We start from the raw sequence: 13,571 nt of genomic DNA, 5'->3' as shown, positions 1-13,571 counted from the left end.
GCCCGACTACACGATCGTCGGGGTGATCCCCCCATCGACGCGCAGTGCGGCGCCGTTGGTGGCGGCGGCCAGGGGGCTCGCGACATAGGCGACCATGCTGGCCACTTCGTCGGGCTCGATCATCCGCTGGATCAGCGAGGTCGGGCGGTCCCGGCTGAAGAATTCGCGTTCGATATCCGCATCCGATTGCGTTGCATCGCTCGCCACGCTCTTGAGGAAGCTCACGATTCCCTCGGACCGGGTCGTGCCGGGCATGACCGTGTTCACGGTGACATTGGTGCCCTTGGTCAGCGCCGCCAGCCCGCGCGAGATGGCGAGCTGCGCGGTCTTGGTCATGCCGTAATGGATCATGTCGGGCGGGATCAGCACGGCGGACTCGCTCGAGATGAAGATGATCCGCCCCCAGTCGCGCGCCAGCATCCCCGGGAAATACGCGCGGGCGAGCCGGGCGCCGGACAGCACGTTCACCTCAAAGAAGCGGCGCCAGTCGTCATCGGTGATCGCGGCGAACGGCTTGGATTCGTAGATGCCGAGATTGTTGACGAGGATGTCGACCGCCGGAAGCGCCGCGACGAGCACCGCCGCGCCCTCCGCGGTCGCGGCATCGGCGAGGATTGCGCGCGCGGCACCGATATCGGCAGCGGCCGCATCGAGCTTAGCCTGGTCACGGCCGCAGATGATCACCTCGGCACCCTCGGCAGCAAGCCGGCGGGCAATCTCGAGGCCGATCCCCGCGGTCGATCCGGTGACCAGCGCGCTCTTGCCGTGAAGTTTCAGGTCCATGCGGGTGTCCTTGTTCGATGAATTGGTGTCAGGACGGAATTTAGGATGGGATCGGTGCTTGATAATCACGCGGTTTGGCACTTTACTCGTGAAGCAGTTTCACAGGTGAATAATGGACAATCGCGCGGGCGAAATGCAGGTCTTCCTGCGCGTGGTGGATACCGGCAGCTTTTCCGAGGCCGCGCGCGTTCTGATGATGACGCCGTCGACCGTCAGCAAGCTCATCGCCCGGATCGAGGCGCGGATCGGGGTTCGACTGATCGAGCGATCGACGCGACGCCTGTCGCTGACCGCGGAGGGGCAGATCTACTACGAGCGTAGCCAGATGATGCTGGCAGACCTCGACGACCTCGACCGGCAGCTGACGCAAGGTGCGGCGACCCCCGGCGGTATGGTCCGGATGACCGCGTCGGTCGGCTTCGGCACGCTCGGGATCGAGCCGTTGCTGCCTGCCTTCTGGCACCTCTATCCCAACATCATGATCGACCTGTCGCTGTCGGACGATATCGTCGATCTCTATCTCGATCGGACCGATATCGCCTTCCGCATCGGCAACCTGCCGGACTCGTCGCTGACCGCGCACAGCCTTGGCACCGCCCGGCGCGTCATCGTCGCATCACCGGACTATCTGGCGCGGCGTGGCGTCCCCGTCGAATTCGGCGATCTTGCCGATCATGACTGCCTGGGCTTCAACTTCCGCCGGACCATCACGACGTGGCCGATCGCGGATGGCGGTCGCATAGTCGAACGCGCCGTCAGGGGATCGTTGATCGCGAACAATGGCGAGACGGTGCGGCGCATGGCGATCGCCGGCGTCGGGCTGGCCCGGCTTGCCGATTTCCACGTCCGCTCCGACCTCGCCGAGGGACGCCTGGTCGAAGTCCTGCCCGGTCCCTCCGCAGGCGACGCGGAAAGCGTCCACGCGCTGTCGGTCGGCGCGCGCGAACTGCCGCGCAGGGTACGCGTCTTCCTCGATTTCGCAGTTCCCCGCTTGCGGGCGTTCGTGCAGAATATCGCTATCTGAGCCCGCGCTCTGTTCGGCGGCATCCGTTCGGCAAACCCGCAGCGCAAGCGGACGTTCGATCGTCTACGCGACGCCGGCCGACATCAGCCTCTCGTCATGTCTGAGGGTCAGGATTTCGACACCGTCACCGGTTACCGCGATCGTATGCTCGAACTGGGCTGAAAGCTTCCGGTCGTTGGTCACGACCGTCCATCCGTCGTCTTCGGTCGAAACCTTCCGCGTGCCTTGGTTGATCATCGGCTCGATCGTGAAAACCATGCCTTCACGCAGTCGCACGCCGGTTCCCGGACGTCCGAAATTCATCACTTCCGGCTCTTCGTGCATCTCCCGGCCGATGCCATGGCCACAGAATTCCCGCACCACCGAGTAACCGTTCTTCTTGGCATGGCGCTCGATCGCAAAGCCGATGTCACCGATATGGGCACCCGGTCGTACCTGGCTGATACCCTTCCACATTGCCTCTTGCGCGACCCGCACCAACCGCTTCGCAGCGGGCGAGACATTGCCGACCAGATAGGTCTTGCTCGAATCCGCGATGAAGCCGTTCTTCTCGAGCGTGATGTCGAGATTGACGATGTCGCCGTCGCGGACGATCTCTTCGTCGTCAGGCACGCCGTGGCAGACCACATGATTGATCGAACAGTTCAACACGAACTTGAACCCGTACTGCCCTTTGCTGGCCGGGCGCGCCGCCAGGTCGACCGTGATGAAACGCTCGACGAGATCGTTGATCTGGAGCGTCGACATCCCGTCGAGCTCCTGCCGGTCCAGCATCTCGAAGACGGACGCCAGCAGCTTGCCGGAGATCCGCATCAGCGCGATTTCGTCGGACGTCTTCACCATATCAGGCTGCTGCTTCGACGAGGCGAACATGCGCGGCCATAAACTGCGCCTTGACGATGTCATTGAACGACATCGTCGGGCTTGCCTCAGCGAGCATGCCGATCTTCATCCAGAACTCGGCCTGAGCATTGATCGACCGGCACATGACCGCACTGGCCTTGCGGGCATGCTCGTGCATGTCGTCGTCGATCTTAACGATGCCCATGAGCGCCTTTCAATGCATGCTACAGTACGATCCGTATATGGATCATATGCCCGGCGGTCAATGAAGCCGGAACGGCGTCGCGCGGACGGTGGACAAATCCTCCGCTTCGAACGGACGCCCGTTCTCGTGATACCGCACACCCGATCGCCGCAGATCGCGCCATGATCGGCTGTTAACCCTGCGAGCCAGCGACGCTCAGGCGGGGTGCATCACCGACAGCAGGTCGTCGACGTTTCCTACCGCAAACGCCGAATATTCGTCGCCGATCGCGTAAGGCAGCAGGATGCGGCGGTCTCGGATCAGCGCACCACAGCTATAGGTCACGTTCGGCACATAGCCTCCGCGTTGCTCCGCGCTGGGAAACAGCAGGGGCGACGGCGTGCGGGCGAGCACCTTCGACGGATCATCCTTGTCGAGCAGGCAGGCACCGATGCAATATCCCCGGACCATGCCGACGCCGTGCGTGAAGACCAGCCAGCCCTCGTCTATTTCGATCGGCGACCCGCAATTGCCCAGTTGCACGAACTCCCAGGGGTATTTCGGCGCCATGATCGGCGTTCCGGTTTCCCACGTATAAAGATCGTCGGATCGCAGCAGCCAGATGTTCTCGCTATCCTGGCGTCCCAGCATCACGAACTGGTTGTTTATCCGTCGCGGGAACAGCGCCATGCCCTTGTACCCGGTCATGGCGCCGGCAAGCGGCCGCATCTCGACCCGGCGCAGATCGACGCCGCGCAGGATTTCCTGGCGCGCATCCTTGCCGTCGAATGCGGTGTACGTGCCGATAATGCTGCGGACACCGTCGTGATCGGTGAAGTTGACGAGCCGCAAATCCTCGATGCCCTGTCGCTGGCTGGGCAGGACCGGGAAGATGACGGTCTCGGACGCGTCCTGGCTGTCTTCGCATACCAGGCGGACCCACGCTTCGTCCTGCCGCTCGATACGGGGCGGGACACCGTGGGCGCTCGATGGGTCGATGACCAATCGGTCGCCCGGTCCCCACTCGCCGGTGCGAAACGTGATCGACGAGATGTGCCCCTCGCCGATGCCGCGGAGCGACATGACGAAGCGCACCGCACCCGGCACCGACGGCTCCTCATCCGTCAACGAAACGATGCTGGGATTGAAGAGCGCGGCGGACTCGAACGCGTATTCCTGGCTGAAATAGGCGCCGATCAAGAGCCGTTCGTCTTCGTCGAACTCGCCCTCGCCCTCGCCCTCGCCCTCGCCCTCGCCTATGTCGTGCCGCATCTCCTCGAAACGCCGCAGCAGAACCTGCTCGACGTTGCGATGGCGCTCGCGCATCGGCGTCAGCAACAGGTCGCGCATCCTCTCGCGCATCGTATCGTCGAGCGCCTTGACACGATCGACGACGACCTGGCTGCGCGGTGGGTGATCCGCCTCGAACGCTGGCGGATACCCAAAGCTGAACGGCCGGATTACGGTGCGCGACGGATCGGGCTTCAACTCGACATCAAGCGTCGTGAAGACATCGGCAGCGTTTATCGGCATCGGCATCGGCCCTTCAGCTATGGTCGCGGACGAAGGTTCGCGACACAGTGGGTAACGATGCCGGGCCGTTCACGATCCAGCGCGATCAACGTCCCTTGACGAACTTGATCGTGAACCGGTCGCTCTCGCCGATCGCGGCGTATTTCGAACGATCGACGTCCTTCAATCGATACGTCGGCGGCAGCGTCCAGACGCCCTCCGGATGGTCGTGGGTATCCTTTGGGTTGGCGTTGATCCGGGAGTCCCCGGCCAGCGTGAAGCCCGCCGCCTGCGCCAGCCGAACGACCGTCGACCGCTTGATGTAGCCGCTCGTCTTTTCGCGCGCCGTATCCATCTCCTCCGGCAGGCGATGGTCGACCACGCCCAGCACCCCGCCCGGCTTGAGCGCGGCATAAAACGCCTTGAACACCCGGCCCGCCACAGCCGGATCATCCTGCATCAGCAGATTGTGGACGTTGCGGAAGGTGAGCAGCACATCCGCACTCCCGGCCGGGATCGACGATGCGCCCGTCTTGAAGTCGATCGTCGCGACCTGCGTCGGGCCGTACGCCGCGGCCTTTTCGGCAAAGGCAGTGCGCGTGCGCTCCGCCTGCGCGGTCGGTACCAGGGCGACGTATCGCCCGCGGCCCTTTACCAACGGCGCGAGGATTTCGGCATACCAGCCCCCGGCGGGCAGGAACTCGACCACCGTCTGCGTCGGCTTTACGCCAAAGAAGGCCAGCGTTTCCGCCGGATGGCGATAGCGATCGCGGGCCTGGTTCGCAGGCGACCGCGTCGGCGACGCGAGAACGGCCGCGATGTCCTTCGAAGGGGCAACGGACTGAGCGACCACGCCGGTGGCCCCAAGGGCGGCAAGGCAGATCGAGGCCGTGAGCAGTCGGTTCATGTCGTTACTCTCCCAGGGAAATTCTTCAGCGATCATGCCCCGCGCTCGCCGATCGCACAATCTCAAGCTGGGAGGCGCAACGGTACACCGCAGCGTTCGTGGCGGAACACCTCCCGGGCCGATTTTCCTGATAGCGGGTGGCCAGACGCGATCAGGACGCCCGGGTGAACACTTTACATCGCTTTCCTCGATACCCGGTCACCCCGAGCGTCTTCGATAAACCCCCGAAAATGAGACGTTCAACCCGCCGCAACGATTATTGTCACGAACAAGCAAATAGGGGCCAAGGCGGCGAACCATGACCCCGCAATCGTCAGCCCCTATGGCAGCATAGGGGATGAAGGCCGTGGGGTTGCCGCCAAAATCCTTGATGCCGGTCGCGTTCTTCGCGCCGACACTGCCCATGCCAAAGGCCGCGCGATCGTTTCGTGGGACTATTTCGGCGGCAATATCGCCGACGTTGACGGCGCCGCGCGCAGCAAGCGCGGGATCGCTGGCGCCATAGGTCGATTGGCCGACCAGCGCCAAGCGGCCCGATGTCTTGCCCGGGGTGACCCGGATGATCGTCTCGGGACGTCGCCAGTCGCCGACCCAGGATGAGGTCCCGCCGGCGGCAGGCGGCACCGCAACGATGGCTGCCCGAGGAAGCCAGTTGCGATGCGATCGCCCTCGCCCGTCGGTATAATCGACACAGGCCAGGCCTGCCTTCATACCTCGAACAACAACCGTGTCGCCCGCCACGACATAGGCCTTTTCGCGACAGCGCTGAACCGCTGCAGGGCAGCCCGACATCTCTGCACCACGTATAAACGCGACACGACCCGGTCCCCTGACGCGCGCCAGTGTCGCAGAATTGATATCGAACGCATCGAAAGCACATAATTCGGCGCGGGCGGTCTGTGCCACACCGGCTGCAACGACGATGGCAGCGATGGTAGCAACGGGGCCCGACATGGCACGGTCTCCGACAGAAGGCGTGAGTTTCGCGGCACATTAATCAGGCAGCCTAACCGGCTGTCAAGCGCGCTTCAGGGCCTGAAAAGCGTGCCGCCGGTGGCATGCCTTTCGCGCAAGGCGGTGCCGATGGAACAGCACGCTGTCCGGACACAGCGAATTGTCACCGCGTGCAATCGCTACATGAACTCGCGATCTTCCTCGGTAGCGGCAAAGGTCGTGCTCGATGATGCGCCGGCGTTCTGATTGACCGTAGCCGACGGTTTCATAGCCCGATCGCAAGCCGCAGCGTGATCGTCCGCGGGCGCACCGGCACGGTCTGCGTCATGCTGTCGAGCGTGAAAGGGTTGCCGAAGCCGAAGCTGTTGCCGCGGCTGTCGAGCAGGTTGGCGACGTCGATCGACCAGCGTCGCCTCCCCATGTCGATCGAGGCGCCGGTATCGATCGTCGCATAGTGACCCGCCGGACGATCGAGCAGCGGATCGAAGCTCAGTCGCGTGCGGCCGATATAGCGCGCGGTCGCATAGACTTGCGCGGGCAGGCCGCGGACGTCGAAGCTTCGCGAGGCGGCGAGCCGTGCGGATATGTCGGGCACGACGGGTAGCCGGCGATCATCGTCATAGATCGTCACGCCCGACGAGGTGGAGGTGAGGCGCGCGCGCTGCAGTGTGGTGCCGAAATCGATCGCGACCGGCGCAAGGTCCAGACGACCGCCGAGTTCCAGCCCGTAATTGACCGCGTTGCCCGCATCGATCGTCCCGAGCAGGCCGTCCGCGCCGACGGTGTCGCTGCGCAGATGCTCCCAGTTCGAGCCGAAGATCGCACCGTGCAGCGCAAGGCGGTCGCCGCCCACGCGGATCCGCCACCCTAGCTCGAGGCTTTGCAACTCGTCGCCGGGGATGCGGCGATCGTTGACGGGTGCGGTGCGGCTGACACCTGCCGGACGGACCGCGCTCGCATAGCGCAGCCAGACGAGCCCGAGATCGTCGCGATGCCAGCTGAGTGTCGCGCTGGGGGTGACGCCGACCCGCGCCGCGCGTTCGCGGTCGGGGTCGACCTGTTCAAGATGGCTGATCGTCGAGAACGCGCGCAGGCCAAGCTTGAAATCGAGCGTCTGCGTCAATTGCTGCGTGCCCTCCGCGAACAGGGCGGCGTCGATCACATCCTCCTCGTCGCGCCGTGCGGTCACTGCAGAAGAGCCGCCGGTGGCCATGAACCGGCCGTCGAGCCGGCTGGTCGAATGCAGGATCGTCGCGCCGACGATCCACGGATGCCGCGCAGTCGGATCGCTGACGCGGACCTCCTGCGACAGGAGTTGCGCGGAGCGATCCTCGATATAGGCGAGCGGCGCGGTCAGGCCGAGCGAGGGCGCCAGGACGCTGGCATCATAGGTGCTGCCGAATTCCTGGTCGACGAATGCGGTCGTCGCCTGCACGTCGAGCTTGCCGATCGGCCCCTGGAGCGTGAGCGTGGCCGCGGTGAAGTCATTGTCCTGCGGCTCGGCGATGCGGGTCGCGCGGGACAGGCCATCGGTCGCATATTGGCTGTCGCGCGCATCGATCCGCTGCGCGACGCCGCCAAGCGTTGCGTGCCAGTCGCCGAACGCCCAGCGCAACGCGGCCCGGCCGCCGATCCGGCGTGTCCGATTGACGTCGCGGCGGTTGCGCTCGGTGTCGTTGATCCAGCCGGGCATCGTCTCGCTCCAGCCCGACGCGCGCAGGGCCAGCGTGCCGGGCAGGATCGGCACGTTGACGATGCCCTCGACCGCACCGCCCAGCGCGCCGTTGGCGACGCCGGTTCCCTCGATCGCGGCGCTACCAGTGAAGCGATCAAGATCGGGTGCGACCGTGACGATGCGGACGACGCCGCCCAGCGCACCGGTGCCGTAGAGCGTGCCCTGCGGTCCGCGGAGCACCTCGACACGGTCGACATCGACGAGCCGCAGATCGGGGTCGGGCGCGGCATAGCCGATCCGCGCGTCGTCGAGATACAGGCTGACCAGCGACTGGCTGGTGCCGTTGAACGCGCTGTCGGCGACGCCGCGCAGGAAGATGCGGTCGCGACCGGGCCCCAGATTGGTCGAGAACGCGCTGTCGGTGCTTGCCATCACGTCGACCAGCCCGCGCCGCCCGGCAAGCCGGTCGAGCACCGGCCCGCCCGCGATGCTGATCGAAGCGGGCAGATCGGAGAGGCGTTCGTCGCGCTTGCTGGCGGTGACGATGATGTCGCCGCTGGCGAGGTCGGGCGGCGGGGCGCGGCGCCGGAGCGGACGCGAGGGACTAAGCGGAACCGCCTCGATCCGCCATGTGGTCGCGTCGATCCTGACGGCATGCAGCCGGCTGCCGGCGAGCATCCGCCGCAACGCGTCGCCGACATCGCGCGCGCGATCGATCCGCCGGACGCGCAGATCGGGAAGCGATCCCGCCATGCCGATCGAAATGCCGCTCTGTCGCGCGAGCGCATCCAGCGCCGATCGCAGCGTACCGGCCGGGATCGTCAGGATCGGGCGCGCCTGCTCAGCGTGGAGCGGCGGCGTCCAGATGCACCACGCCGTCGACGCGACGAGCGCGTATCGGCAGAACCGCGCGAAGCTGATCGACGAGCCGCGATCCATCACCAATCGTCAATACCCCGGAAAAACGCAGGTTCGCCGCGGACGGATCGACCATCAGCGGGGCGTCGGCATACCGCGATATGTCGGCGGCAACCAGCGCCAGCGATGCGCCATCGTAATCGAGCCGTCCATCGGCCCAGTCCGAGACGCGTGCAGGATCGACGGTGCGGCGCTCGGCGATCTGCTTCGACGGCGTGATGTCCAGGCTTTGCCCGGCGTGCAGCATCGTCGTGTCGGCCGAGGATCCGCCGATCGGCGTGACGTCCACCGCACCCTCCGCGACCGTGACCGCGACGCGACCGCGCGCGCTGACGACATCGAACCGCGTGCCGATATCGCGGACTTCGTAGCCGCCGGCGCGCACCATCAGCAGGCGCGACGGATCGTGGCGCACGGCAAAACTCGCGGCACCGTCGGCGATCTCGATCACCGGGCTGGTCCCGCCGCTGACCGAAACGCGGGACCCGCGGTCGATCTGCATGCGGCTGCCATCGGCGAGCGTGACCGCACGCGTCTCGCTGCGCCCGGTGGTGTAGAGTTGCGCCGCCGTGTCGGCCGACGGGACGGCGAGCAGCACCGCAAGCCCTGCCGCCAGCGCGCCGCCAGTGCCGAGCGCAGCCCAGCGCCAGCGTGGCGATCGTGCCGGCGCAGGCGTCTCGGCGACCATGTCGTCGTTCGCAGGCATCGCGGCTGCGAACGCGGGCGCGGCCTCGCCGATCTCGGCATCGAGCACCGCGATACTGTCATAGGCGCGGCGATGCGACGGGTCGGCATCGAGCCAGGCGCCAAACGCCTCCCAGTCCATCTCCGGCGAATCGAGCCGCGCGTGCCAGGAGGCCGCGTCGTCGATCGCCGTGCGTATGTCCGTCATGCCGCCCTCCTTTCCCCGCCTGAATGATAGACGCCGCCGCGCATCGCGCACCGCAGTTGCTTGTCTCGATCAATCATCGAGCGCCTTTCTGAGGTGCCGGAGCGCGACCGCGACGTGTTTTTCCACCGCGCTGCGGGATATGCCCAGTTCGGCGGCGATCTCCGCATGCGAAGCGCCGTCGATGCGGTGCCGTCGGAACACGCGCATTGCGCCCTCGGGTGGCCCCGACAGAGCGGCGACGAGCCGGTCGAGCCGCTCGCGCCCCATCGCCGCGTCGAAGGCGGAGGGCGCATCGTCGATCGCCTCCGCGCCGATGACCGACGTCGTCACCTCGACATAGCTCGCGTCGCGTCGCTGCCGCCGCCCGCCGGCCCGTACCCGGTCGAGCACGATGTTCATGCCGACGCGGTGCAGATAGGCGAGCGGGTTCGCGATCGGGCCCGCCATGGGCTCGGCGATGTGCAGCCAGATTTCCTGCACCACGTCTTCGGCCTCCGCGACGCTTCCCGTTCGACCGGTGAAGAACCGGACGAGTTGCGGGCGGTTTGCCGCGAGCACCGCGGACAGGCCGGCGGGCGGGATCGGGTCGGCGTCGGCTACGACAGGGCTCCGCGGTTCAGGCGCCGGGCCTGGCATTCACCTTGGCGAGCAGTTGCTGCACGTCACCCCGGCGCCCGGCATCGGCAATCTCGCGGCATACTGCCCTCGTCCGAACAGGAAGTCGCCTCCGAAATACTTGGAATCGATGTCATGCCGTACGCCGATCGGACGGATAGAGCGGCCAGATCAACACGAGCACGATGATGACCGCGGCCAGCACAGCCGAGGCATGCGGACGACTGAACGCCAACCCGCCGTGATCGAGCGGCTTGTCGAGGAAATCGCCGACCGCCGCGCCGAGCGGTCGAGTCAGGATGAACGCGGCCCAGAACAGCAGCACGCGGTCGATCGCGGTCCACAGATACAGCGCCGCGATCACCGCCAGCATCGCGCCGAATATGATCGCAGCACCGCCATAGCCGAGCCCGCCGGTATCCGCGGTCCAATCGCCGAGCGCGGTGCCCAGGGTCTGCGAAAAGGTGATCGTGATCCAGTAGAACAGTTCCGCGCGCGGCTCGTGCACCGCCGCGACCGAGACAGATCCCAATGCGCGGTGCCAAACCAGCAGCGACGCCGCGACGCAGGCGAGCAGGATCAGCGACCCGCCCGGATACCCGATCCCGAGCGAGCGCGTCGCGAAGTCCGCCATCGTCGTGCCGGCCGTCGTCGACGCGATGATCGTCGCCCAGTAGAGGAACGGCCGATAGCGCGCTGCCGCCACCTGTCGCCACACCAGCAATATGAGGATCGCGGCAAAGATCGCAGTGCCGACGAGATAGCCGAAGTTCATCGACATGCTGACCGTGTCGCCCGCGGTCTCGCCGAACGTGGTCGCCAGGATCTTGATGATCCAGAACACCAAAGTGACGGCGGGCACCTTCGAGAGCATTGCCCGATCCCGTTCGGTCATCGGGTCGTCTGTCCCCGCAAAGCGCACAGACGGATGATCAGGACCGCAAGGATCAGCAATGCGTACGCAGGGATCGCCAGATAAAAACCCGGATAGGCCAGGGCGGAACGCTCCCCCGCATCGCTCCTGCAGAGCCTCCCGTCGCCGCTGAAATCACAGGCTGCGCTGTCGCCGGTACGTAGCGCGACGGGCGGCTCGGTCGCGGCGGCGAGCGGCATCGAAAAGGCGATCGCGGTCATCGGCATGATCCTTCTCTCCTCATGGCGGCACCGTCGGCATACAGCGCGAGCAGTGCGTCGAAATGGTCGTCCATCGTGCGGATTGCGGGCTGAAGTCCGGGCGCCAGCCGGTCACGTGCCACCGCGAGGATCGCGTCGGCCGCACTCTGCCCGTCGCCCGAACGATAGGTCACGCCGCCGCCTGCGCGCGCGAGGTCCGCGGCACCCCCGCGATCCGGCGCGATCAGTGGGCGACCGGAAGCGATCGCCTCCGCTGCGACGAAGCAGAAGGTCTCCGCTTCGCAACCGTGGATCACCGCATCGGCACTGGCCATCATGCGCGCCAGTGCCGCGCGATCGGTGGTCGGCTCGACCAGGCGGACATGCGGATTGCCGTCGATCGCCTCGACGACCGGGCGCTGCCGCGATCCGCCGCCGACGATCACCAGCCCGACCGGCACCTGCACGCCTGCCAGGGTCGCGGCCTGCGCCACCATCGGCCAGCGCTTTTCGGGCGCATGGCGTCCGACGCCGATCAGCAACAGCGCATCCTCGGGCAGATCGCACAACGCCAGCATGTCGCGTCGTGCCGCGGCATCGCGCAGCGTCGGCGAGAATTGCCCCGGCTCGACTCCCATCGGATCGGTGACGACCTTTTGCAGGCCGCCATCCCGCAATCGCTCGGTCAGGCTGTCGCTCGCGCTCACCACCAGATCGAACCGCTGATCGAGCCGCCGCAGATGGCGCCAATACCAGTCGAATGCCCGGTCGATCGTCCGCGTCGACGCGACCCCCTCGAACCAGCGATAGGCATAGGCCGACAGCGGATCGGCATGCGCGACCAGCGACAGTTTCGCGCCGCTGCCGCGCTCGGCACGCCAGTCGGCCACCATCGACGCGCTGCGCCACGGCGACGAGACCTCGACCAGATCGGGAGCCTCCTCGTCGAGGACCGCGTGCAGCGCGGCGCGATCGGCGAAATAGCGATAGGAGCGGTCGAGTGGGAAGCGAGGCGAGCGCACCCATCGGATACGGGCATGCGGCCCCCGGCGCTCCTCGCCATCATGGTCGCCCGGCGCCACCACGACGACCTCGTGCCCGCGCTCGGCGAACGCGATCAGCTTGCGGTCGATATAGGTGCGCACGCCCCCGCCGCTCGGCGTGTAGAAAGCGCAGACATCGACGATCTTCATGACGCGCGTCCCCCCACGGGCAGCAGATCGGCATAGCGCGCGACGGTGCGTCGGGCCGACAGCGATCGGATCGTCCGGTCGATACTCGTCATCAGAGACTCCTTGGTGACGTCGCCGGGATGCACCGCGACCCTGAGCGTCGGCAGCCAGTCGGGCAGCGCGCACGCGGCGGCGGCCACCGCGAGCGAGCTGGCGGTCCGCGCCGTCGATCGGCTGGCCCAGGTCACCACCGGCCCCTTCGCGACGACCGCGCCGCTTGCGGGTTGCCAGACCCGGAAATGATCCTCGGCAAGCGCGAAGTCGCAGGTTTTCAAAGCCTGTTTGGCGCCTTCGCCGTAGAGCCAGGCCGGCGCGATGAACCCTGCGACGGGACCGCCGATCGCCTGCTCCACCATGTCACGCCCACGCCGCATCCGGCTTTCCGCCTCGTCCGCGCTCAGGCCCAGAAACTCGCCTTCGCCGGCCGTCATGTAGCGCGCCTTCACCGCCGCGGCGGTCCCCCGGTGATCGCTCGTGTCGCGGTGGAACCAGCCATGCAGGAACATCTCGACGCCCGCATCGGCCCACCCGCGCAACCGGCGCGCGAACGCCGGCGCGCGGTCGAGCCGTGCCGCGCCCCAATGATCGGGCACCACGAGCATCGCGAACCGCGGGCCGCCGAGGATCTCGCCGATGGTCTCGGCCAGGCGCTCGATCGGCTCGGCGAAGGCGGGCGAGACATCGTGGATCGATACGATCAGGCGCTTGTCCCGCGGATCTTCGGGCGTGTGATCCCTCGAACCTGTCACCATCGCACCGTCCAGAAAGCAGCGTGTCCGTCCATGCTCTGGTGACGGCACTGCGGAGGCCGATCCGCAGTCCTTCGCGAAATTTTTACGTCGCCATCCAGGCTCGGGCTGGGGATAGCCCGGCGCAGCGGCGTCGAGATGCCATGACAGATCCAGGTTCGTTCGCCGCC

At 66.5% G+C, this 13,571-nt stretch carries 14 protein-coding genes; 1 reads left to right on the top strand and 13 read right to left on the bottom strand.

What is annotated here, in order from left to right:
* Window positions 1-6: 6 nt before the first annotated feature.
* Window positions 7-783 carry an SDR family NAD(P)-dependent oxidoreductase gene (locus VH567_RS08865; RefSeq protein WP_423325193.1) on the bottom strand — a complete coding sequence of 259 codons (777 nt, stop codon included), beginning with the start codon at window positions 781-783 and terminating at the stop codon, window positions 7-9.
* A gap of 112 nt (window positions 784-895) precedes the next feature.
* Between VH567_RS08865 and VH567_RS08860 the strand changes: the two genes are divergently transcribed.
* A complete protein-coding gene (locus tag VH567_RS08860) occupies window positions 896-1,807 on the top strand; it encodes a LysR family transcriptional regulator (RefSeq protein WP_423325191.1) in 912 nt (303 codons plus the stop codon).
* Window positions 1,808-1,870: 63 nt separating this feature from the next.
* Here VH567_RS08860 and map read toward each other — a convergent pair whose 3' ends face one another.
* The 12 genes from map to VH567_RS08800 all read right to left on the bottom strand — a co-directional run bounded on the left by map (window position 1,871) and on the right by VH567_RS08800 (window position 13,404).
* Window positions 1,871-2,650: a type I methionyl aminopeptidase gene (gene map / locus VH567_RS08855; RefSeq protein ID WP_423325872.1), complete on the bottom strand. Its 780-nt coding sequence runs from the start codon at window positions 2,648-2,650 to the stop codon at window positions 1,871-1,873.
* Between the two features lies 1 nt (window position 2,651).
* Window positions 2,652-2,855 carry a ParD-like family protein gene (locus VH567_RS08850; RefSeq protein ID WP_423325189.1) on the bottom strand — a complete coding sequence of 68 codons (204 nt, stop codon included), beginning with the start codon at window positions 2,853-2,855 and terminating at the stop codon, window positions 2,652-2,654.
* 195 nt (window positions 2,856-3,050) lie between these two features.
* Window positions 3,051-4,361, bottom strand: a complete 1,311-nt coding sequence (locus VH567_RS08845) for a glycoside hydrolase family 130 protein (RefSeq protein WP_423325870.1) — start codon at window positions 4,359-4,361, stop codon at window positions 3,051-3,053.
* Between the two features lie 91 nt (window positions 4,362-4,452).
* Window positions 4,453-5,253: a class I SAM-dependent methyltransferase gene (locus tag VH567_RS08840; protein ID WP_423325187.1), complete on the bottom strand. Its 801-nt coding sequence runs from the start codon at window positions 5,251-5,253 to the stop codon at window positions 4,453-4,455.
* A 198-nt stretch (window positions 5,254-5,451) separates the two neighbouring features.
* Entirely contained in the window at window positions 5,452-6,207 is a 756-nt protein-coding gene (locus VH567_RS08835; protein ID WP_423325185.1) for a hypothetical protein, read from the bottom strand.
* Window positions 6,208-6,472: 265 nt separating this feature from the next.
* Window positions 6,473-8,821 carry a TonB-dependent receptor gene (locus VH567_RS08830; protein WP_423325868.1) on the bottom strand — a complete coding sequence of 783 codons (2,349 nt, stop codon included), beginning with the start codon at window positions 8,819-8,821 and terminating at the stop codon, window positions 6,473-6,475.
* Entirely contained in the window at window positions 8,724-9,692 is a 969-nt protein-coding gene (locus VH567_RS08825) for a FecR family protein (RefSeq protein WP_423325183.1), read from the bottom strand. The genes VH567_RS08830 and VH567_RS08825 overlap by 98 nt, the downstream gene beginning before the upstream one ends.
* 69 nt (window positions 9,693-9,761) lie before the next feature.
* On the bottom strand, window positions 9,762-10,328 hold the full coding sequence (locus VH567_RS08820; RefSeq protein WP_423325181.1) for an RNA polymerase sigma factor: 567 nt from the start codon (window positions 10,326-10,328) through the stop codon (window positions 9,762-9,764).
* Between the two features lie 112 nt (window positions 10,329-10,440).
* A complete protein-coding gene (locus VH567_RS08815) occupies window positions 10,441-11,202 on the bottom strand; it encodes a hypothetical protein (RefSeq protein WP_423325180.1) in 762 nt (253 codons plus the stop codon).
* A complete protein-coding gene (locus VH567_RS08810; protein ID WP_423325178.1) occupies window positions 11,199-11,441 on the bottom strand; it encodes a hypothetical protein in 243 nt (80 codons plus the stop codon). Before VH567_RS08810 ends, VH567_RS08815 begins: the two co-directional genes overlap by 4 nt.
* Complete coding sequence (locus VH567_RS08805; RefSeq protein ID WP_423325176.1) at window positions 11,438-12,613, bottom strand: glycosyltransferase; 1,176 nt, start codon at window positions 12,611-12,613, stop codon at window positions 11,438-11,440. The genes VH567_RS08810 and VH567_RS08805 overlap by 4 nt, the downstream gene beginning before the upstream one ends.
* Window positions 12,610-13,404, bottom strand: coding sequence for a DUF2334 domain-containing protein (locus tag VH567_RS08800; protein ID WP_423325174.1), 795 nt, complete (start codon window positions 13,402-13,404; stop codon window positions 12,610-12,612). Before VH567_RS08800 ends, VH567_RS08805 begins: the two co-directional genes overlap by 4 nt.
* Window positions 13,405-13,571 lie beyond the last annotated feature (167 nt).

This window comes from Sphingomonas sp. 4RDLI-65 (genome assembly GCF_049472435.1).
Classification (GTDB): Bacteria; Pseudomonadota; Alphaproteobacteria; order Sphingomonadales; family Sphingomonadaceae; genus Sphingomonas.
The sequence above is the reverse complement of the archived record's forward strand: the minus strand, read 5'-3'. Positions and strand labels throughout refer to the sequence as shown.

What these genes read in the sequence shown, in the direction of transcription:
- VH567_RS08865 (WP_423325193.1), bottom strand. Translation starts at nt 783, where the DNA reads ATGGACCTGAAACTTCACGGCAAGAGCGCGCTGGTCACCGGATCGACC.
- VH567_RS08860 (WP_423325191.1), top strand. Translation starts at nt 896, where the DNA reads ATGGACAATCGCGCGGGCGAAATGCAGGTCTTCCTGCGCGTGGTGGAT.
- map (WP_423325872.1), bottom strand. Translation starts at nt 2,650, where the DNA reads ATGGTGAAGACGTCCGACGAAATCGCGCTGATGCGGATCTCCGGCAAG.
- VH567_RS08850 (WP_423325189.1), bottom strand. Translation starts at nt 2,855, where the DNA reads ATGGGCATCGTTAAGATCGACGACGACATGCACGAGCATGCCCGCAAG.
- VH567_RS08840 (WP_423325187.1), bottom strand. Translation starts at nt 5,253, where the DNA reads ATGAACCGACTGCTCACGGCCTCGATCTGCCTTGCCGCCCTTGGGGCC.
- VH567_RS08835 (WP_423325185.1), bottom strand. Translation starts at nt 6,207, where the DNA reads ATGTCGGGCCCCGTTGCTACCATCGCTGCCATCGTCGTTGCAGCCGGT.
- VH567_RS08830 (WP_423325868.1), bottom strand. Translation starts at nt 8,821, where the DNA reads ATGGATCGCGGCTCGTCGATCAGCTTCGCGCGGTTCTGCCGATACGCG.
- VH567_RS08825 (WP_423325183.1), bottom strand. Translation starts at nt 9,692, where the DNA reads ATGACGGACATACGCACGGCGATCGACGACGCGGCCTCCTGGCACGCG.
- VH567_RS08820 (WP_423325181.1), bottom strand. Translation starts at nt 10,328, where the DNA reads ATGCCAGGCCCGGCGCCTGAACCGCGGAGCCCTGTCGTAGCCGACGCC.
- VH567_RS08815 (WP_423325180.1), bottom strand. Translation starts at nt 11,202, where the DNA reads ATGACCGAACGGGATCGGGCAATGCTCTCGAAGGTGCCCGCCGTCACT.
- VH567_RS08810 (WP_423325178.1), bottom strand. Translation starts at nt 11,441, where the DNA reads ATGACCGCGATCGCCTTTTCGATGCCGCTCGCCGCCGCGACCGAGCCG.
- VH567_RS08805 (WP_423325176.1), bottom strand. Translation starts at nt 12,613, where the DNA reads ATGAAGATCGTCGATGTCTGCGCTTTCTACACGCCGAGCGGCGGGGGC.
- VH567_RS08800 (WP_423325174.1), bottom strand. Translation starts at nt 13,404, where the DNA reads ATGGTGACAGGTTCGAGGGATCACACGCCCGAAGATCCGCGGGACAAG.